Raw genomic sequence first — 20668 nt, forward strand, 5'->3', positions numbered from 1 at the left:
GGTAGCGGGTGCGGAAGATACGGTTCTGGAAAGCGATGAAACGTTCACGCTGACCGTTGGTGATAAGACCGCGACGGGCACCATCGAAAACGATGACGCGAAACCGACGATCAATGACATCGCGGATGTGAGCGAGGAAGAAGGCGACGCACTGGCGTTCGACGTGACCCTAAGCAATACGGCCGACACGGCACAAACGTACGCGTTCAGCCTGACGGATAACGAAACGGATAACACCGACTACGGCACAGTGTCGTTCAGCAACGGCGTGACGTACGATGCGGTCACAGGCCTGATCACCGTCCCAGCGAATACGGCGAGCTTCACGGTAACGGTAGCGGGTGCGGAAGATACGGTTCTGGAAAGCGATGAAACGTTCACGCTGACCGTTGGTGATAAGACCGCGACGGGCACCATCGAAAACGATGACGCGAAACGGGAGAAGGCTAGGTGGGCCTGGCGACGGTTGTCCAGGTTCAAGTACGTAGGCGGGTGGTTTAGGTAAATCCGGACCGCTACTAACGCTGAGATACGATGTCGAGCTACTACGGTAGTGAAGTCATTGATGCCATGCTTCCAGGAAAAGCCTCTAAGCTTCAGATTGTAAGGAATCGTACCCCAAACCGACACAGGTGGTCGGGTAGAGAATACCAAGGCGCTTGAGAGAACTCGGGTGAAGGAACTAGGCAAAATGGTACCGTAACTTCGGGAGAAGGTACGCTCTTATCAGTGAAGTCCCTTGCGGATGGAGCAGACGAGAGTCGCAGATACCAGGTGGCTGCAACTGTTTATTAAAAACACAGCACTGTGCAAAATCGTAAGATGACGTATACGGTGTGACGCCTGCCCGGTGCCGGAAGGTTAATTGATGGGGTTAGACTTCGGTCGAAGCTCTTGATCGAAGCCCCGGTAAACGGCGGCCGTAACTATAACGGTCCTAAGGTAGCGAAATTCCTTGTCGGGTAAGTTCCGACCTGCACGAATGGCGTAATGATGGCCACGCTGTCTCCACCCGAGACTCAGTGAAATTGAAATCGCTGTGAAGATGCAGTGTACCCGCGGCTAGACGGAAAGACCCCGTGAACCTTTACTACAGCTTGGCACTGAACATTGAACCTACATGTGTAGGATAGGTGGGAGACTTTGAAACCGCGTCGCTAGATGTGGTGGAGTCGTCCTTGAAATACCACCCTTGTAGTTTTGATGTTCTAACGTTGGTCCCTGAATCGGGATTACGGACAGTGCCTGGTGGGTAGTTTGACTGGGGCGGTCTCCTCCCAAAGAGTAACGGAGGAGCACGAAGGTGGGCTAAACACGGTTGGACATCGTGTGGTTAGTGCAATGGCATAAGCCCGCTTGACTGCGAGAATGACAATTCGAGCAGGTGCGAAAGCAGGTCATAGTGATCCGGTGGTTCTGAATGGAAGGGCCATCGCTCAACGGATAAAAGGTACTCCGGGGATAACAGGCTGATACCGCCCAAGAGTTCATATCGACGGCGGTGTTTGGCACCTCGATGTCGGCTCATCACATCCTGGGGCTGAAGTCGGTCCCAAGGGTATGGCTGTTCGCCATTTAAAGTGGTACGCGAGCTGGGTTTAGAACGTCGTGAGACAGTTCGGTCCCTATCTGCCGTGGGCGTTGGAAAATTGAAAGGGGCTGCTCCTAGTACGAGAGGACCGGAGTGGACGAACCTCTGGTGTTCGGGTTGTCATGCCAATGGCATTGCCCGGTAGCTAAGTTCGGAATCGATAACCGCTGAAAGCATCTAAGCGGGAAGCGAGCCTTGAGATGAGTTTTCCCTGGCGCTATAAGCGTCCTAAAGGGTTGTCGTAGACTACGACGTTGATAGGCAGGGTGTGTAAGTGCTGCGAGGCATTGAGCTAACCTGTACTAATTGCCCGTGAGGCTTAACCATACAACACCCAAGGGGTTTTGTGGACTCAAAGAAATACCAAACGCTTGAATGAGTTTGAAGAGAAACTTTTAAAGCTCTATTAAATAGAGAAGCAGCTTTCCGAATTTTAAAATTTGCTTGGCGACCATAGCATTGTGGACCCACCTGATTCCATGCCGAACTCAGAAGTGAAACACAATAGCGCCGATGGTAGTGTGGGGCTTCCCCATGTGAGAGTAGGACATCGCCAGGCTTTAAATTAAATCTTTAGGTTGACCAACCTGGAGATATGGACGCTCACTTAGTGAGTTGACCACTGCGGAGTGGTAGTTCAGTTGGTTAGAATACCGGCCTGTCACGCCGGGGGTCGCGGGTTCGAGTCCCGTCCACTCCGCCACTTATTCGATAACCTCGCCTAGTGCGAGGTTTTTTCGAATCTGAAGTAGTAAAAAGTTTTAGGGGTGTAGCTCCAATTGGCAGAGCAGCGGATTCCAAATCCGCGTGTTGGGAGTTCGAATCTCTCCACCCCTGCCATATCAAAGCCTCAGCAGAAATGCTGGGGCTTTTTTATATCTGTTGCTTCTACGAAGCAATGTTGTGAGCAGAATCGCCAGCCCGGTCAAATCTCCGGAGTGCCGGCCCAGTCCACCCCTGCCATATTTAAAGCTCCATCAGAAATGCTGGAGCCTTTTTGCTTTCTGTTTGTTCGATTTTTTTTGTCGACAATTCCTATCTTTAACAGAACCTAGCCTGAAAAGTGTAAGTGCTTACTTATCTCAGCTTCTTTTATAAACAATCGACAGCACAAACCATACTTCTTTATGAGAATTATTCTCAATATTTTGTTACATTTTGGTCGTTATTACTAAAAGGCAACAAATATGGATATTTCCCGTCGTAAGTTTATTCAATCATCTCTCGCTATATCTGCACTAACCGTCCTACCAGCTTGCTCAATGAAGCGGTCTGTTGATGAGCAAGGAAAGTTCGTTTATGACTTAACAGCTGAGCCTTCAACCGCTGAGTTGGTGAAGGGATTTAGTACTAATGTTTTAGCCTTTAATGGACAGACTCCAGCGCCGATTATTCGCTGTCGACAAGGCGAAAAGGTAACGATTCGATTTACCAACAAGCTATTAGAACCGACCACAATTCATTGGCATGGCCTGAGAATTCCGATTGAAATGGACGGGGTTCCTTTCTTAAGTCAGCCTCCGATTATGCCCGGTGAAACGTTTGTCTATGAGTTCACGCCACCAGATGCGGGTACATTCTGGTATCACCCACACATGAACAGTGTTAAGCAACTTGGTATGGGCTTGGTCGGGCTTATTATTGTCGAAGAGAGTGCGGCAGTTCAGTTCGATGAAGAGCATGCTCTGATGCTTAAACATTGGCATATCGACAAACAAGGTCAGTGGAAAGACTTGATGATCCCTCGCCTCAGCGCTCGTATGGGCACGCCAGGAGAGTGGAGTAGCGTTAATGGAGTACATGAACCTATCTATCAATTGAAGCAGCATGCAACGACTAGGCTGCGTATCGCTAATGTTGATAACACGATTACCTATCCTATAGCCATTGAGGGGGCTGAGGCATGGGTCATTGCTATTGATGGTAACCCTGTAAAGACACCTTATAAGCTGACTCAACACAAGATTGGCCCAGGTATGCGTGTCGATCTCGGGCTGATTGCTCCTAAGGCGGGGGAGCGAGTGAGTGTCCTTCAAATGAAAGGGCGTTTTCCTTTTTCCTTGTGTGAGTTTGAGGCTGTTGATTCAACGTTAATCGAAGGCCAAACACTTCCTTTATTGCCCCTCAATCCTGTGCCTAACTTAAACCTCGCTAATGCAGAAGAAATCGATTTTGTGTTTGAGTGGGAAGGGGCGGTATCACCGGTATCTAAAGATGGGAAGTCGATGCCTAAGTTTTGGCTTACGAATAAACGTGCGTGGGAGGGAATGAGTAAAGACAGTGTTCCAGACCCGTTGGCGACTTTGGAGTTAGGTAAAACTTATATATTCGACCTCAAGAACGTCACTCAGTACCATCACCCAATTCATATTCATGGTCATACATTCACTGTATTGGAACTTGATGGTAAAAAAATAGAAGAGCCCTTCCATACCGATACTGTGTTACTTGGAAAGAATGGTCGAGCGAAAGCCGCATTTGTTGCCGACAACCCTGGCCGCTGGATGTATCACTGTCATGTTATCGAACACATGAAAACGGGTTTGATGGGATATATTGAAGTTAAGTGACACCTGTAACGTTTAATATTTGCGCATGCATTCTTAGTTTCTACCCTCGCTTTTATCGGCGTTAAAGCTAGAATATAGGGATTATTGTTTGGGAGGATTCATGGGTCAGTTATCTATTCTAGGTTTTATTGCCATCGGTGGCGCGTTTGGTGCTTGTTCACGTTACTTGATTTCAGAGTTATGCGTTGTGATGTTAGGGCGTGGTTTTCCTTACGGTACGCTGACTGTTAACGTAATTGGCTCTTTGATTATGGGATTGCTCATCGCCGCGTTTGAAAATGAGATGGTCGCGACGGAGCCATGGAGACAAATTATTGGTCTTGGTTTCCTTGGAGCCCTGACAACATTTTCTACGTTTTCGATGGATAACGTGCTTCTTATGCAGCAGGGCGCGTTCTTCAAGATGGGACTCAATGTACTGCTCAATGTGGTTCTCAGTATTTCAGCCGCATGGATCGGCTTCCAACTTTTGATAAAGTCTTAAAACTTTCTTACTATTTGTTAACAACTCGGCTTGGTTTATCCAAGCCGTTTTTATATACTCGATCGTACTTGTCGGAGTGCCATATGGCTGAGACCGTTAACTCGGGATCCGTTGAACCTGATCAGGCTAATACCTGCGAAGGGAACAAGAGTAGATATCTAACTAGAATCCTTCTAGAGATCTATCTCCAGATCACAACTGTATTTCTTACCGTGATCCCTCTTGTAGCATCTTATCCGTCAAGCATTTTTATCCCTATAAATAATGGCTAAAAGCCAAGGAAAAATGCTATGTCGAGTCGTAAACAAGCAAGACTGGAAGCGAAGAATTTCATTGATTCTTTATCCGTACAACCTTATCCAAATTCAAAAAAAGCTTACATCCAAGGATCTCGAGAGGACATTCAAGTCCCTGTACGAGAAATTTCACTCGCAGATAGCCTTGTTGGTGGTACCAAAAAAGAGCCTGTATTCGAACCTAATGAGCCTATTCATGTCTACGACACCTCCGGTGTTTATACCGATCCTACGCATGAAATAGACCTTTATAGCGGCCTTCCTAAGTTGCGAGAGCAATGGATTGAAGAGCGTGGTGATACGGAATTGCTTGATGATGTAAGCTCTTTTTACACCAAAGAACGTTTAGAAGATGAAACCCTAGACGACCTTCGTTACGGAAACCTGCCTCGAATTCGTCGCGCGACTGGCGACCAATGTGTTACTCAGCTGCACTATGCTCGTCAGGGTATTATCACACCTGAAATGGAGTACATTGCCATACGTGAGAACATGGGACGTCAGAAGTTCGCTGATGAGCAGCTTAACCATCAACACCCTGGCCATAACTTTGGTGCAAACCTGCCGAAAGAAATCACTCCTGAGTTCGTGCGTAAAGAGGTTGCTGAAGGTCGAGCTATTATCCCTTCAAACATCAACCACCCAGAATCAGAACCGATGATTATTGGTCGAAACTTCTTAGTGAAGGTGAACGCTAATATCGGTAACTCTTCAGTAAGCTCTTCGATTGAAGAAGAAGTTGAGAAGCTAGTCTGGTCGACTCGCTGGGGTGGCGATACCGTGATGGACCTTTCCACCGGCCGTAATATCCACGAGACTCGCGAATGGATCCTACGTAATAGCCCTGTACCAATTGGTACGGTTCCTATGTATCAGGCGCTTGAAAAAGTGAATGGCGTTGCGGAAGACCTTAACTGGGAAGTAATGCGTGATACCTTGATTGAACAAGCAGAGCAGGGTGTTGATTACTTCACTATCCACGCAGGTTTACTGCTTCGTTACGTACCAATGACCGCTAAGCGTGTGACTGGTATTGTCTCTCGTGGCGGTTCCATCATCGCGAAATGGTGTCTTGCTCATCACCAAGAAAGTTTCCTTTATACCCACTTCCGTGAGATCTGTGAGATCTGTGCGAAGTACGATGTTGCTCTGTCATTAGGTGACGGTTTACGCCCGGGCTCAATTGCAGATGCTAATGATGAGGCTCAATTCTCGGAGTTACGTACTCTAGGTGAGTTGACTAAAGTGGCTTGGGAATATGACGTTCAGGTGATCATTGAAGGCCCTGGACATGTACCAATGCACCTGATTAAAGAGAATATGGACGAGCAGTTAGAGCACTGCCATGAAGCGCCTTTCTATACACTAGGCCCGCTGACTACAGATATCGCACCGGGTTATGACCACATTACCTCTGGAATTGGCGCGGCGATGATTGGTTGGTACGGTTGTGCGATGCTTTGTTATGTAACGCCTAAAGAGCATTTAGGCTTACCAAACAAAGAAGATGTGAAGACCGGCTTAATTACTTACAAGCTGGCAGCACATGCTGCGGATTTGGCAAAAGGACATCCAGGCGCACAAATCCGAGATAATGCATTATCTAAAGCACGTTTTGAATTCCGTTGGGAAGACCAATTTAATCTAGCTTTAGATCCGGAAACAGCCCGTTCTTTCCATGATGAAACTCTGCCACAAGAATCCGGTAAGGTTGCTCACTTCTGCTCAATGTGTGGACCTAAATTCTGCTCGATGAAGATCTCTCAGGAAGTCCGAGAGTATGCGAAAGATACAGAACAAGTAGCCGCGGATCAGGCTATTGAGATTAAGATGCTAGATAACCCGTTGGAAGGGATGCGTCAGAAATCACAAGAGTTCCGTGATACTGGGTCTGAACTTTACCACCCTGCAATAGGTGCAAAAGAAGCTCAATTAGAGGAATAGTGACAGTGAAGATACTCATCCCATCTCAAAATATTGAGTTAACGGGAGAGGTGCAGAACTGTCTATTGGTTGCTAAGCGACAAGGCTTGGCAACCGATGCAGTTGAGTTGGGTGTAAGCCCAACTCAATACTTCTCTATCGTTGACACTCAGCAGGCGTTATCTATTGGCTTTGCTCATGATGTTGATTCATTGGCGGAGTGTCAGTTAGCGGAACTGAACCATGTTGTTGATTACAGTAATTCAGTTGCGTTAACCGATGTTTGTGCTGCTTTGACTCAAGCTTCGAACACCGTCTATATCGGAGTCTCCGATGATTCAGCTGTGTTAGATATCTGGTCACACTTAGATGCTAATCGTGTTATCAAGAGTGAAACTACAGCTCATCAAGAATTAGATAATCGTGGCCACTTTGCTTGGTTACTTACGTTATTAGCATTAGAGTTTCCATTGGAAGATGCGTTGGTTTTGGCTCGCGCTGCATCGAATGTTTCACGTGGAACATGGCCAGCACATTATCAAAGTTTTCCTATCCCTGTCCTTGAAGATGAACGACTGAATATAAGCGTTGGTTGGGCTAACCAAGGGACATCACTTTCTTTCCCTGAGTTGACTAAGAATAGCCTCGGCTTATACCCGGTGGTTGATGATGTCGAGTGGATAGACAGGTTGCTCAAGCTCGGGATTAATACCGTCCAGCTGCGTATTAAGAACCCTCAACAAGCCGATTTAGAACAACAAGTCGCGCGATCTATCGAACTTGGTCGAGAACATAACGCTCAGGTTTTCATTAACGATTACTGGCAGCTTGCACTCAAGCATGGCGCTTTTGGTGTACACCTGGGGCAAGAGGATATTGAAGAGTCAAATCTGTCCCAACTGAGCCAAGCGGGTATTAAGATCGGTCTATCGACTCATGGTTATTATGAGTTGCTACGTATCGTCCAAATCAATCCAAGCTACATTGCACTAGGCCATATATTTCCGACCACGACGAAACAGATGCCATCAAAGCCTCAAGGCTTGGTGCGTTTATCTCTGTACCAACAACTAATTGATACCATCCCATACACAGAAGAACTTACTGGTTATCCGACGGTTGCTATTGGCGGTATTGACCAATCGACAGCTGCGCAGGTTTGGGAGTGTGGTGTATCGAGCTTAGCGGTTGTACGTGCGATTACGTTAGCCGAAGACCCCAAACAAGTGATTGAGTTCTTCGAAGTATTAATGGCTGACAGTTCTACAAGTGCTGCTAAAGAGATAACTCAGGAGCTAAGTCATGCTGAGTGATTTCGAATTCATTCGTTATCAACGCCAAATCGCATTGCCTGAGGTTGGTGAACAAGGACAACGAAATCTACTAAACGGTCATGTGTTGGTGATTGGTTGTGGTGGTTTGGGGAATGCTGCGGCTCTTTATCTAGCAGCGTCTGGCATCGGAAAAATCGTGTTGGTTGATGATGATTGTGTCGACTCATCCAATCTACAACGACAGGTCGCGTTCAAAGAAAGCGATCTTGGTACAGCTAAAGTCGATTCATTGAAACTACAACTGAGTGAGCTAAATGGTAGAAGCCAAGTTAGGACCATCAACAAGCGAATGGCCGAAAGCCAGTTAAAGCTTGAAGTGATGCTAGCTGATGTTGTGTTGGACTGTACCGACAACTTCGCCACACGCCAGCAAGTTAACCAAGCTTGTTTCAAAGCTAATACACCTTTGATATCAGGTTCTGCAATCGGCTGGAAAGGTCAATTTATTGTCTTTGATTATCAGAACCAGGAAGGGTGTTACCACTGCCTTTTCCCGTTCGACCACCATCCACAAACAACGCGCTGCGGTGATAGCGGCATCATTGGCCCAGTGGTTGGAACTATAGGCAACCTCCAGGCTCTCGCTGCTATTCAGCGCATTAGCAGTGGCGAGTTTAAAGTCGCGACGCATCAGCTAAAGCTGTTCGATGGCCAGGCCATGAACTGGCAAAGCCTAATGGTCACGCAAGATAGCGAATGTCCGGTTTGCAATACAGATGCGATCCAACACCTAGAAGAAGAAACACAATGAGCCAGATAACTATTTCTATAAACGAGCAACCAGAGCAGGTCGCGCAATCGTCGTCTCTTTCAGACATCATCCAAGCACTATCGCTACCTGATTTGGGATGTGTATTTGCTATCAATAATGCGGTTGTACCGCGTAGCCAGTGGCAACAAACCATCGTCAATGAAGGCGATTCTGTCTCTCTTTTTCAAGCTATTGCAGGGGGCTAACCATGTTAACCATCGCAGATAAAACATTCCAATCACGACTGTTCACTGGTACAGGCAAGTTCGCAAACAAGTATTTGATGACGAGTGCTATCGAAGCCTCAGGTTCGCAACTGGCAACCATGGCACTAAAGAGGGTCGATATTCGTTCTGAACAAGATGATATTTTACAGCCAATTATTGATGCTGGCGTTAATCTACTTCCAAATACCTCTGGTGCGAAGAACGCGAAGGATGCGATTTTCGCCGCACACTTGGCTCGTGAAGCACTAGGTACTAACTGGCTAAAACTTGAGATTCACCCGGACCCAAAGTACTTGATGCCTGACCCAATCGAGACACTTAACGCTGCTGAGCAGTTGGTGAAAGATGGCTTCGTTGTGTTGCCTTATTGCCATGCCGACCCTGTATTGTGTAAGCGCTTAGAAGAGGTTGGTTGTGCTGCGGTGATGCCACTCGGTGCACCGATTGGTTCTAATAAGGGAATCGCGTCAGCCGACTTCCTAGAGATCATTATCGACCAAGCTAATGTTCCTGTGATTGTTGATGCTGGCATTGGTGCTCCTTCACACGCGGCGCGTGCAATGGAAATGGGTGCTGACGCTGTGTTAGTGAATACGGCGATAGCTGCTTCTCAACAGCCAGTTGAAATGGCGATTGCTTTCAAGTTGGCAGTTGAAGCGGGTCGTATGGCTTACCTTGCTGGTCTCGCTGGTCAGGTATCTCACGCGGTTGCTTCCAGCCCGCTAACCTCATTCCTAGACGAGTAGTATTGCCATGACGTTTGTTGATCGATTTAAACAGCTCAACTGGGATGACATTGGTATGTCCATCTTCAGTAAAACGGCGGCGGATGTTGAACGTGCTCTGAGTAAACCTAAACGTGACTTAGAAGATTTTAAGGCTTTGATCTCTCCAGCGGCAGAACCTTACTTAGAGCAGATGGCACAACAATCGTTGGCGCTAACGCGTAAACGGTTCGGTAATACGATGTCGCTATATATTCCTTTGTACCTATCTAACTTGTGCGCGAATGCGTGTACCTATTGTGGTTTCTCGATGGAGAACCGCATCAAGCGTCGCACATTAACTTTGGATGAAATTGATGCCGAGAGCGCGGCCATCAAAAAGATGAAATTCGATAGTGTATTGTTGGTGACCGGTGAGCACGAAACCAAGGTTGGGATGAAATACTTCCGCGAGGTGCTGCCGAATATCAAAGCGCAATTTAACTACCTTGCGATGGAAGTGCAGCCGCTTGATCAAGACGACTACGCGGAGCTCAAAACGCTTGGCTTAGATGCTGTGATGGTTTACCAAGAAACCTATAGCCCAAGTACTTATGCTGAGCACCACTTGCGTGGCAACAAAATGGATTTTGAATACCGACTCGAAACGCCTGATCGTCTGGCAAAAGCGGGTATTGATAAGATAGGGGTTGGTGCTTTGATCGGCTTGGAAGACTGGCGTACCGATTGCTTCTTCGTGGCCGCTCACTTGGATTACTTAGAGCGAACTTACTGGCAAACGCGTTACTCGATTTCATTCCCACGCCTTCGTCCGTGTGAGGGTGGTTTGCAGCCTAAGTCGATTATGAGTGATAAGCAGTTAGTACAACTTATCTGTGCCTATCGATTATTAAACCCTGAAGTTGAGCTGTCTCTTTCGACTCGTGAGTCTGCAACGTTCCGCGATAACGTGTTGCCGTTAGGTATCACTAGCATGTCTGCCGCGTCAAAAACTCAACCTGGTGGTTATGCTTCGGGTGAGGAAGAGCTTGAACAGTTTGAGATAAGTGATGAACGAAGTGCGGCTGATGTTGAGGCTATGATTCGTAAACGCGGCTTCGACCCGGTGTGGCGCGATTGGCATAGCGCTTACTCAGGCTAATTAACATCTTGGCTGATGTTCCACGTGAAACATCAATGATGTGAAATCGACAAACAAAAACGGCTACCTAAGGGTAGCCGTTTTAATATCTAACTGAGGCAACTAGTTTTGGTTCAGTTACCTGCCTAGCAATGTATTAAGCGTGAGCAAGTGGTGTTGTTGATTGACGTAGCCATTCCAACGTATCACCTTCAACTAATGGGCTAACATCGTTCCATACTTTCTGGTGGTAATCGTTTAGCCATGCAAGCTCAGGTCGTGTCAGTAGATCGACGTTGATGTTGCGCTTATCAATAGGGCAACGTGTTAGCGATTCAAACGTTAGTACTGAGAAGTCACCTTGAGTAGGAAGCTCAACGACCAATTCTAGGTTCTCGATGCGGATACCAAACTCATCAGCACGGTAGTAACCCGGCTCGTTTGATAACACCATACCTTCAACAAGAGGTACGTCGATAAGCTTCTTAGAGATACTTTGCGGACCTTCATGAACACTTAGGAAATGACCAACACCGTGACCAGTACCATGATCGTAATCGAAGCCTTCTGCCCATAAGTGCTGACGCGCTAGGATATCAAGTTGGAAACCACGAGTACCTTGTGGGAAACGCGCACGTGCAATGCCTATGTGACCTTTAAGCGCTAATGTGAACTGCTGAATCATTTCGTCGCTTGGTTGGCCAATTGCGATAGTACGGGTGATGTCGGTTGTACCATCTAAGTACTGACCGCCTGAATCGACTAGGTACAGAGTATTCAGTTCTAGCTGACCTGGTTCAGGTTGGTTCTCATGGTTGTAGTGACACATAGCTGCGTTTCCGCCTGCTGCAGAAATGGTGTCAAAACTTAGGTCCATCAGCGTTGGGTCTTGCTCGCGGAACGATTGTACTTTGTCAGCCAATACCGCTTCGTTGTGTAGGTTACCTTGCGCGACTTCAGCATCAATCCAAGACAAGAACTTGGCCATCGCAACGCCATCTCGAATGTGACACGCTTTCATACCTGCAATTTCAGTTGCGTTCTTAGCAGCCTTTGGCATTAAGCATGGGTCAGCTGCTTCAATGATATGAGCGCCAGCGTTTTGTAGAACAAGCGTGTACCAAGCATTGCTTGTGCCTGAATCAACTGACACATTCTTACCTTCTAAAGAGTAAAGACGTGCTTCAAGTTCGGATGGGTGAGAAACACGAATGCCATTACCAACGTGCGCTTCAAAGCCAGCAGGGATACGAGCCGGGTCTAAGAAGAAATCGACACTTTCATCTGCGTGAATGATGGCATTAGACAAGACAACCGGCAGGCGAGACACGTCCAAACCGCGAACGTTGAGTAACCAGCAAATAGAGTCTAGTTCAGTAAGGATAGCGGCATCCGCACCTTTGGCTTTTAGTAGACCTGCAATTTCAGCGCGTTTGCTTTCACTTGATTGACCAACGGCGTCAGTAGCCATTAGGCGAACATCAGATACAACAGGCTCAGGACGATCAGACCAAAGCTCATCAATAGGGTTTGCTGTTAATGTGGTGAGTTCGACTTTATCAGCCAGTTTCGCTTGTGCGCCTTTCAACCAAGCTGCTGTATGCATCCGTGGGTCAAATGCAACCTTGCTGCCTTGGGCTAGTGAATTGATGATCCAACCTAAAGCCGGCTCTTCAATAAGGTGGCGATACTCAAATAACTCTGCTGGTACCTGTTTACGAACTTGAACGGTATAGCGACCATCAACAAAAATAGCAGCGTTTTCACGAGTGATAACCACTGCACCTGCTGAGCCAGTGAAACCAGTTAACCAGTGAAGTCGCTCGTTATGAGCTGGAACGTATTCGCCTAGGTACTCATCTTCGTGTGGGATGATAACCGCATCTAGTTGGTTTACTTCAAGCCAAGCTCGAACCGCAGTAACGCGTTCTGCAGTGATATTGTGCATCTGTGTTTATCCTTATTGTTAGGGTCCTTGTTAACACTCACAGTAGATATACATGTGAGGGGACTTATTAGGTCAATAAGCTAGCGCTTTTGTTCGTTTGCTGCAAACGCTGTACGCCATTTTTATCTAAGGTGCAGAGTTTTTTCTTTGATGATATCTCGCAACCAAGTTAACGCCGGGTCATTTTCTCTATCGCGGTGCCAAAACAGAGTGTATGCCATCGGTGGAAATTCCATCGGCAGAGGGACAACAACTAAGTCGAGTTGCTTGGCGACAAGGTAGGTGAAGTGACTTGGTGCGGTAAACACAAAGTCAGTGTAGGTGCACAGGCTTGCGGCGCTATTGAAGTCAGGAACAGAAATAGCGATATCACGTTGGTGGCCAAGGTCGGCAAGTTTGTAGTCGAGTAACCAACGATCGTTACCGTCACACCTTACTTGTACATGACGCTGTGCAAGGTAGGTTTCCAGATCCCATTTGCCACTCAGAGCAGGGTGGTTGCGTCTTAGCACACACATCTGTGCATCTCGGTAGATCTCTTGTTCGCAAATATCATCTGGCGGCAACATGGTTAAACGCGCGTCGTTGATGTCGATGTCTTTACCCGTGAGTCCGATATCCAGTTCACCAAGCTGCAATTTTTTAAAGGTTTGCTCTGTCCAAGCATGGGTGTTGATATTCACCTTAGGGGCTTGTCGAAAGATTGCAGGTAAGAAGTGAGGAAGAATCAACGGGTAGACACTTTCAACCGCTGCAATGTGAAAACTGTGGTCACTGTTGTTGGGAATAAACGTCTCTGGTTGGGTGAGCACATCAAGTTGGTTGATCAGCGTTTCTAATCTAGGTTTGAGAAAGACTGCCTTTGGTGTTGGTCGCAGACCATGAGCACTTCGCGTAAAAAGGGGGTCATTAAATTGCTCACGAAGTTTGGCCAATGACTTACTCACTGCTGACTGGCTAAGGCATAATCGATGCGCAGTGCGAGTAACACTCAGCTCTTCCATCAGTACTTGTAAGCAAACTAATAGATTTAGGTCGAGGCGCGATAGTTTCTCGATATTCATGTGAGTTTCCTATTTGGAATAATGCTAATGAGTATATGCCATTTTTGTTCATATCTTTAGTTGGTTATTATGCACCTAAATTAACTCATTCGGAGAATCTTGTGCCTTCTAACGCGCTTCCTACCCCTAGTAAACTGCAGGTTGCTTTATTGGCAATGCTGGTTCTATTTAGCCCTTTGGCTATTGATATCTACCTACCAGCTCTGCCACAAATTTCGACAGCGTTTCACGTGGAACATGCACTAGCACAAGATACGATTACTTGGTTTTTATTTGCCATGGGTGTCGGCCAACTGTTTGCTGGCCCTTTGGCTGATAAGTTAGGACGTCGAACCGTTGCATTGGGAGGTGTTAGTATCTATGCATTGAGTGCTTGCTTGGCGTGGGCAGCTCAATCGATTGATATGATGCTAATAGCTCGGCTGCTACAAGGCTTAGGAGCTTGTGCGACTTCTGTAGCAGCCTTTGCAACGGTTCGCGATCTATTTGGCCCAGAGAAGAGTGGCCGAATGATCAGTTACCTCAATGGTGCGATCTGTTTTATCCCTGCATTGGCACCAATTCTTGGCGCTTGGTTAACGCATCAATTTGGCTGGCGCTCGAACTTCAGCTTTATGGCTGGCTTCGCGGTAGTCGTTGGCAGTATCTTATTCTTCCAAATGAAAGAGTCTAACCCGGCGACAGAGAAGGTTGCTGTGTTCAAACTAGAGCGTTACTGGTCAGTGCTGAAAACACCATCATTCATCTTCCATGCGACATTGTGCTTGATGGCGATGGCAGTAATCCTTGCTTACGTTACCTCTGCACCGGTTGTGTTGATGGAGAACCTAGGTTTGACGATGAACGAGTTTACCTTCTGGTTTGGTATTAATGCGGTTATCAACATCACGGCTGCATTCACTGCACCGAAGTTCATGGACCGTTTTGGTACTTATAAAGCACTGGTTGTTGGTATTTCAACGCTGGGCTTAGCGGGTGTGATTATGTTGGTGCTTGCTGAACACGCGACTCCAATCGCGTTCATGCTACCGATCTTCTTATCGTCGGTTGGCTTTGCTTGGATTCTTGGTGCTGCGGCGGGTAAAGCTCTGGAACCTTTCGGTGACCGTGCGGGCACCGCAGCTGCGTTACTAGGCTTGTTCCAAATGAGTGGTTCAGGACTTCTTGTGGGTACCATGCAACGTCTTGATTTAACGTCGCAAGTGATGATCGCGTTGCAAATGTTCCTGATTGTTCCTGCATTACTAGTGCTTGCGAGCAAGGCGGGTAAGTCTTGGCACGCAACGTTTGCTAAGGCATAAGTTACAAGGGTGACAAAATATACAAATGGCGGTTTGCGAAACGTTAAAACATGGTATATTTGTCACTCATTGAAACGTTAGTCCCCAACGGAAAATACTGTAATGTCATTAACAACCTACGAAATGGCGCGCGTCTTAGAACAAATGGAAGATGCACCTGAAAAGGTCATGTTTGGTAAACTGCTTAAAGAGCTAGGCAACCAAAGTGAAGAGCGTATTCGCAGTGCGGCAAAACAAGTTCCAATCGATACTTTGCGAGATATCATTTACCAATTTCAGCGAGTGGTAGAGTCTCGTAAGGGAGAGCAGGTTCAGCTACTCGCAAAAGAGCTAGCCGAGCAAGGTATCTCTGCTGAAGAGCTACAAGCTTTTCTGAATAAGTAAGCCTATCCCAGTTAAAAAGAAACCACTCAATTGAGTGGTTTTTTGCGTTTTGGGCTTGCGATGAGGACTAGTTGCTAAATTGCTTCTTTAAGATTCTATCCAATGAAAATGGTCCGGCTCCCCATACCACAACGATAAGAATCATTAATCCCCACAACTGATGATCATAGAAACCTTGTTCCCACAGCACCGGGTAAGACACGACAGCTATGATGTTGAACACGAACAGCACTGCGGCCATCGGTCGTGTTAATAAACCGAGTGCTAAAAACACTGGCAGAATTAACTCAGCGGCAGTACCCATGTAAGCTGCTAATTCCCAAGGTAACAGTGGGACTTGGTATTCCAACTCAAACAAGTAAAGAGTGCTATCCCAAGTTGCTATTTTGGTTAACCCAGAATTAAAGAAGACCCACGCCACCCATAGGCGGCAAAACAGAAGTAGGACAGGAACAAAAAGTGCCTGTGATTTCTCAATCAAATTGTCGTATTGAGCCATCATGTTCGTGACTGTGTTGTTATCCATATTATGTCTCCAATTCGGCATCGATTGAAAAACCTGAGATGACGTTAAGCGCCATGACAGTATTCAGGTGTTGTAGTCGTGAAGGGTCAATCTCAGCGAGCGTTTGACCCGATTGCAATTCAGTTAATAGTTGGTGGCATTCTTCTGTCAAACAATGACTCTCAACCTGTGAATTCTCGGCTCGGATTAACACCCCAAATTCAGGTTGGTTGATGTCTAACCCGTCGAGTTGTTGCTGATAGATAGCTTGTTCAAGCGCGATAATCGTGTAACTAGAGCTAATTAGCGTTATTGAATTTTTGAGGTGAAAGACTAAAGCGCTTTGTTGCTCTGGTGGCACATCGGCTAAACAAGAAAGAGGACGTTGGTCGACATGTGATTCTGAAGCGCACCTCATCAGGTTATCTTTCTGCCATTCATACAACGCCACTTCACTGAGATAAGGTGCAGCCTCAATAACGGCAGTAAAGGCTTGGATAGTTTGTGCAAAGTGTTCACCGTAACCACTGACATCACCAGAGGTCGATGGATAACTTAAGACATGTTGACGAGCCATCTGTTGGAAGCACTCCTCTCCAACCAACATTTCAGTGAGTGGGTAGGTTGCTGCCAAAACTTCGCTCAAGCTGATGACAAAGTTATTGCGGTAAATCTGGATTCGCTGTTCATCGGTAAAATGGTCGCTCACTATGTCGCAGTGCTCACCATTGTTTTGATAGCGCAGGGCGTTAGCAAACTCCAATTGAACATCTGCTAGGGAGTGGCTCATGATGCGCAACTCCTTTGGTTGAACTTGTCGTGTTGATACAAGATGTCACTGGCTTTGGTTGCTTCAGCCAATAAAACTTGTGGCTCTGGGATATCGAGATCCCATTCAATCAAGGTATGGCGTGAACCATGTTGTGCTATCCAGTCAGTATAGAGTTTCCACACTTCGTCACAGACAGGTTTACTGTGTGTGTCTATCCAGATCTCACCTTGTTCAAGTTTCTTTTTGGTAAAACCGGCCAAGTGAATCTCTTCCACTTTGTCTGCAGGTATTCCGCTTAAGTACTCTTCACAACTAAAGCCATGATTAAAAGATGAGACGAAAATATTATTGAAATCGAGCAGTAGGCGACATTCGGTGCGCTTCTGTACCTCGGCCAAAAATTCCCATTCTGGGATGGTTGAATGCTTGAAGGCAAGGTAACTCGATGGGTTCTCAATCAGCATAGGGCGTTGCAGGTTGTCTTGAACCTCTAATACATTTCGACAAAAGACTTCCAACGCCTCTTCGGTATAAGGCAGCGGTAATAAGTCATTGAAGTAATGACCGCCGGTCTGACTCCAGCTGAGGTGGTCAGAAACCAAGAACGGCTCGATATCATCAATCAGATCTTTTAACTGCAGTAAGTGATTTGGGTTGATGCGCTCAACAGAACCTAGAGACAATCCAACACCGTGACAACTTATATTGTGGGCACTACGAATTTCTCTGAGTTGTTGACGTTGCGGTGATTGAGCTAAGAAGTAGTTCTCGCTGTGAACTTCTAACCAACTTATTAAGGTTGGATTTTGGCTAAAGAAGTCCAAGTGTGGTGTTCTAAGGCCAACCCCTGCGTTGGGGTGAAGAGTTTGAGTCACAACGATTCTCCTAACAAGAAGTGGAGGTGAGCTGTATGTCAGCCCACCATACTAAGCTGCTCAATTAAGAAGATTGAGTGCTACCACCTGATAATTTGCCACATAGCCCTTTAGGTACGACCACGAATGCATCGGATTGGTTGTCTTCTTTTGCTGTACCCGCACATGAGCTTGTTTTGGTTGCACAATCATTTTGGCCAGCTTTTGCCACGCCGTAGCATTTTTCTTTTGCTGCTGCTTCCGCAGGTGCTGATGTAAGAACTGCACCGCCGAACGCTAGTACACTTGTGATTGCAGCTGTAACAGCAAGATTAGAATTTTTCATAGTCATTCCCTCTAGGACTTAATAGTATTTTCACATCGCAGGTTAATGGCTTGTTAACTTGCTTACTAAAAAGGATAGGAACAACCGGGAAATAATTTCACGGCATTATAAAAAATATCAATATTAATGATGTTTTATCTTTTAAGTTGTTGAATTAATGATGTTAATTTTTGATGGTTTTTTCTTCTTATTATCCTAAACGCAGCCTAGTGTTTAGGTTATAATCAACTTTTATGTATAAATACCCAGTAGTGAGCATATCCAATGATAGATCCTTCGCTTTTACTCGATGGCCTAAACGATAAACAACGTGAGGCGGTCGCGGCACCTTTAGAAAACCTACTTATTCTGGCAGGTGCTGGCAGTGGTAAAACGCGAGTGTTGGTGCATCGTATCGCTTGGTTGCAAAGTGTAGAGCAAGCATCACCGTTCTCTATTATGTCGGTTACCTTCACCAACAAAGCGGCAGCAGAGATGCGTGGTCGTATTGAAGAGTTGATGATGGGCAGCTCGTCAGGTATGTGGAACGGCACCTTCCACGGTATCTGTCATCGTATTCTTCGTGCTCACTACCTAGATGCAAAACTGCCAGAAGACTTCCAGATCATTGACTCAGATGATCAGATTCGCTTACTACGTCGCTTAATCAAGGCGCAAAACCTTGATGAAAAGCAGTGGCCTGCCAAGCAAGCTTCTTGGTGGATCAATGGCAAGAAAGACGAAGGGCTGCGCCCAAGTCACATTGACGCCTACCATGATCCAATAACTCAAACGTGGTTAAAGATTTACTCTGCTTACCAAGAGGCATGTGATCGTGCTGGCTTGGTCGACTTTGCTGAGATCTTGTTGAGATCGCATGAACTATTGCGCGATAAGAAACACATCCGCGAGCACTACCAAGCTCGTTTCAAGCACATTCTTGTCGACGAATTTCAAGATACCAACAACATCCAATACGCTTGGTTACGTATGATGGCAGGCCCGGATTGCCGTGTGATGATCGTGGGTGATGATGACCAATCTATCTATGGCTGGCGCGGCGCTAAAATCGAAAATATTCAGAAGTTCTTGGATGAATTCCCAGGTGCTTCAACGGTTCGACTCGAACAAAACTACCGTTCAACCAAAACCATTCTGCAGGCGTCGAACGAGCTTATCTCGAACAACACTGAACGTATGGGTAAAGAGTTGTGGACCGATGGTAACGATGGCGAGCCAATCTCTGTGTACTCAGCATACAACGAGCTCGATGAAGCGCGTTTCACGGTTAGCAAAATCAAAGAGTGGCAGGAGAAAGGCGGTGCGTTAGAAGATACGGCAATGCTATATCGTAACAACGCACAATCGCGTGTTCTTGAAGAAGCTTTGATCCAAGCTGGTCTACCTTATCGAATTTACGGCGGCATGCGATTCTTCGAGCGTCAAGAAATTAGAGACGCCTTGAGCTACATGCGCCTAATGAGCAATCGCGGTAATGATGCGGCGTTTGAGCGTGTGGTAAACACGCCAACGCGTGGCTTGGGTGATAAAACGTTAGAAACGATTCGTCTTGCAGCGCGTGATCGTGGTGCAACCATGTGGGAAGCAAGTGTTGCTTTGATAGAAGAGCAAGTGCTACCCGGTCGTGCTGCGGGTGCATTGAGCCGCTTTATCGAGCTGATTAATGCGCTTGAAGATGACACTTTAGAACTGAGTCTGCATGAACAAACTGACCACGTGATCAAATCGTCGGGTCTGTTTGCGATGTACGAGCAAGAGAAGGGTGAGAAGTCGAAGGCACGTATTGAGAACTTGGAAGAATTGGTAACGGCAACGCGCCAGTTTGAAAAGCCGGAAGATGCGGATGAGATGAGCATGCTGACGGCGTTCTTAACTCACGCAGCTTTGGAAGCGGGTGAAGGTCAGGCCGATGAGTTTGACGATGCGGTTCAGTTAATGACATTGCACAGTGCCAAAGGCCTAGAGTTTCCAATGGTATTCATGGTGGGTGTCGAAGAAGGCATGTTCCCAAGCCAGATGTCGGCCGAAGAAGCGGGGCGTTTAGAAGAAGAGCGTCGCTTGTGTTACGTAGGCATGACCCGTGCGATGGAGAAGCTTTACATCACTTACGCAGAAATGCGTCGTTTGTACGGTCAGGACAAGTACCACAAACCATCACGTTTTATTCGTGAGCTACCAGAAACCTGTCTGGATGAAGTGCGTATGAAAGCGCAAGTCAGTCGCCCTGCAAGCAGTGGTCGCTTTAGTCAAACCGCTGTGAAAGAGAACTTCAATGAAACTGGTTTTAGCTTGGGTTCTCGCGTGAAGCACCCTAAGTTTGGCGAAGGCACTATCATCAACTTCGAAGGAAGTGGCCCACAGAGTCGAGTTCAAGTGGCGTTTAACGGTGAAGGGATTAAGTGGTTAGTAACTGCTTACGCGCGTTTAGAGCAGCTTTAATCTATTACTTCTGCATCTAATAACCGTTCATTAT

General features: G+C 46.6%; 17 protein-coding genes, 2 tRNA genes, 1 rRNA gene, 1 riboswitch and 1 other annotated feature. Of the genes, 14 read left to right on the plus strand and 6 right to left on the minus strand.

Annotation, left to right across the window (positions count from 1 at the left end; genetic code table 11):
- The first annotated feature begins 167 nt into the window (after positions 1-167).
- Positions 168-1918: a sequence feature (23S ribosomal RNA rRNA prediction is too short), on the plus strand.
- Between the two features lie 116 nt (positions 1919-2034).
- The 11 genes from rrf (at position 2035) to thiH (ending at position 11042) form a co-directional block, all read left to right on the plus strand.
- Positions 2035-2150, plus strand: a 5S ribosomal RNA gene (gene rrf / locus CWO08_RS22170).
- 67 nt (positions 2151-2217) lie between these two features.
- Positions 2218-2294, plus strand: a tRNA-Asp gene (locus tag CWO08_RS22175).
- A 60-nt stretch (positions 2295-2354) separates the two neighbouring features.
- Positions 2355-2431, plus strand: a tRNA-Trp gene (locus CWO08_RS22180).
- A gap of 347 nt (positions 2432-2778) precedes the next feature.
- Positions 2779-4161 carry a multicopper oxidase family protein gene (locus tag CWO08_RS22185; RefSeq protein WP_102433018.1) on the plus strand — a complete coding sequence of 461 codons (1383 nt, stop codon included), beginning with the start codon at positions 2779-2781 and terminating at the stop codon, positions 4159-4161.
- A 100-nt stretch (positions 4162-4261) separates the two neighbouring features.
- A complete protein-coding gene (gene crcB / locus CWO08_RS22190) occupies positions 4262-4645 on the plus strand; it encodes a fluoride efflux transporter CrcB (RefSeq protein ID WP_004736665.1) in 384 nt (127 codons plus the stop codon).
- Between the two features lie 62 nt (positions 4646-4707).
- Positions 4708-4806: riboswitch (TPP riboswitch) on the plus strand.
- 129 nt (positions 4807-4935) lie between these two features.
- Entirely contained in the window at positions 4936-6885 is a 1950-nt protein-coding gene (gene thiC / locus CWO08_RS22195) for a phosphomethylpyrimidine synthase ThiC (RefSeq protein ID WP_108021123.1), read from the plus strand.
- Complete coding sequence (locus tag CWO08_RS22200; RefSeq protein WP_102478837.1) at positions 6885-8177, plus strand: thiamine phosphate synthase; 1293 nt, start codon at positions 6885-6887, stop codon at positions 8175-8177. The genes thiC and CWO08_RS22200 overlap by 1 nt, the downstream gene beginning before the upstream one ends.
- Entirely contained in the window at positions 8167-8949 is a 783-nt protein-coding gene (locus tag CWO08_RS22205; RefSeq protein ID WP_102433021.1) for a HesA/MoeB/ThiF family protein, read from the plus strand. Before CWO08_RS22200 ends, CWO08_RS22205 begins: the two co-directional genes overlap by 11 nt.
- Entirely contained in the window at positions 8946-9155 is a 210-nt protein-coding gene (gene thiS, locus CWO08_RS22210) for a sulfur carrier protein ThiS (protein ID WP_102433022.1), read from the plus strand. The genes CWO08_RS22205 and thiS overlap by 4 nt, the downstream gene beginning before the upstream one ends.
- 2 nt (positions 9156-9157) lie before the next feature.
- Positions 9158-9922 (plus strand): thiazole synthase, encoded by a 765-nt coding sequence (locus CWO08_RS22215; RefSeq protein ID WP_108021124.1) that lies wholly within the window; start codon positions 9158-9160, stop codon positions 9920-9922.
- Positions 9923-9929: 7 nt separating this feature from the next.
- Complete coding sequence (gene thiH / locus CWO08_RS22220) at positions 9930-11042, plus strand: 2-iminoacetate synthase ThiH (protein WP_102433024.1); 1113 nt, start codon at positions 9930-9932, stop codon at positions 11040-11042.
- A gap of 136 nt (positions 11043-11178) precedes the next feature.
- Here thiH and CWO08_RS22225 read toward each other — a convergent pair whose 3' ends face one another.
- The gene (locus tag CWO08_RS22225) at positions 11179-12969 is read right to left on the minus strand and encodes an aminopeptidase P family protein (RefSeq protein WP_108021125.1); all 1791 of its coding nucleotides are present in this window, start codon (positions 12967-12969) and stop codon (positions 11179-11181) included.
- Between the two features lie 122 nt (positions 12970-13091).
- Entirely contained in the window at positions 13092-14033 is a 942-nt protein-coding gene (locus CWO08_RS22230) for a LysR family transcriptional regulator (protein WP_012605070.1), read from the minus strand.
- A 101-nt stretch (positions 14034-14134) separates the two neighbouring features.
- Here CWO08_RS22230 and CWO08_RS22235 point away from each other — a divergent pair, with 101 nt between their 5' ends.
- Together CWO08_RS22235 and CWO08_RS22240 are read left to right on the plus strand one after the other, a co-directional pair.
- Positions 14135-15334 carry a multidrug effflux MFS transporter gene (locus CWO08_RS22235; RefSeq protein WP_198591316.1) on the plus strand — a complete coding sequence of 400 codons (1200 nt, stop codon included), beginning with the start codon at positions 14135-14137 and terminating at the stop codon, positions 15332-15334.
- A gap of 102 nt (positions 15335-15436) precedes the next feature.
- Positions 15437-15718: a hypothetical protein gene (locus tag CWO08_RS22240; RefSeq protein WP_009848181.1), complete on the plus strand. Its 282-nt coding sequence runs from the start codon at positions 15437-15439 to the stop codon at positions 15716-15718.
- Between the two features lie 67 nt (positions 15719-15785).
- Here CWO08_RS22240 and CWO08_RS22245 read toward each other — a convergent pair whose 3' ends face one another.
- The 4 genes from CWO08_RS22245 to CWO08_RS22260 all read right to left on the minus strand — a co-directional run bounded on the left by CWO08_RS22245 (position 15786) and on the right by CWO08_RS22260 (position 18195).
- The gene (locus CWO08_RS22245; RefSeq protein WP_048661185.1) at positions 15786-16244 is read right to left on the minus strand and encodes a DoxX family protein; all 459 of its coding nucleotides are present in this window, start codon (positions 16242-16244) and stop codon (positions 15786-15788) included.
- Position 16245: 1 nt separating this feature from the next.
- A complete protein-coding gene (locus CWO08_RS22250; protein WP_102433027.1) occupies positions 16246-17013 on the minus strand; it encodes a DNA-binding domain-containing protein in 768 nt (255 codons plus the stop codon).
- On the minus strand, positions 17010-17870 hold the full coding sequence (locus CWO08_RS22255; RefSeq protein WP_102433028.1) for a DUF692 domain-containing protein: 861 nt from the start codon (positions 17868-17870) through the stop codon (positions 17010-17012). The genes CWO08_RS22250 and CWO08_RS22255 overlap by 4 nt, the downstream gene beginning before the upstream one ends.
- 64 nt (positions 17871-17934) lie before the next feature.
- Positions 17935-18195 (minus strand): DUF2282 domain-containing protein, encoded by a 261-nt coding sequence (locus CWO08_RS22260; protein WP_060983713.1) that lies wholly within the window; start codon positions 18193-18195, stop codon positions 17935-17937.
- 264 nt (positions 18196-18459) lie between these two features.
- Between CWO08_RS22260 and uvrD the strand changes: the two genes are divergently transcribed.
- On the plus strand, positions 18460-20634 hold the full coding sequence (gene uvrD / locus CWO08_RS22265; RefSeq protein ID WP_102433029.1) for a DNA helicase II: 2175 nt from the start codon (positions 18460-18462) through the stop codon (positions 20632-20634).
- Positions 20635-20668: the final 34 nt, after the last annotated feature.

Source organism: Vibrio sp. 10N.286.48.B8, from assembly GCF_003050085.1.
In the GTDB taxonomy this organism is placed as follows: Bacteria; Pseudomonadota; Gammaproteobacteria; order Enterobacterales; family Vibrionaceae; genus Vibrio; species Vibrio crassostreae.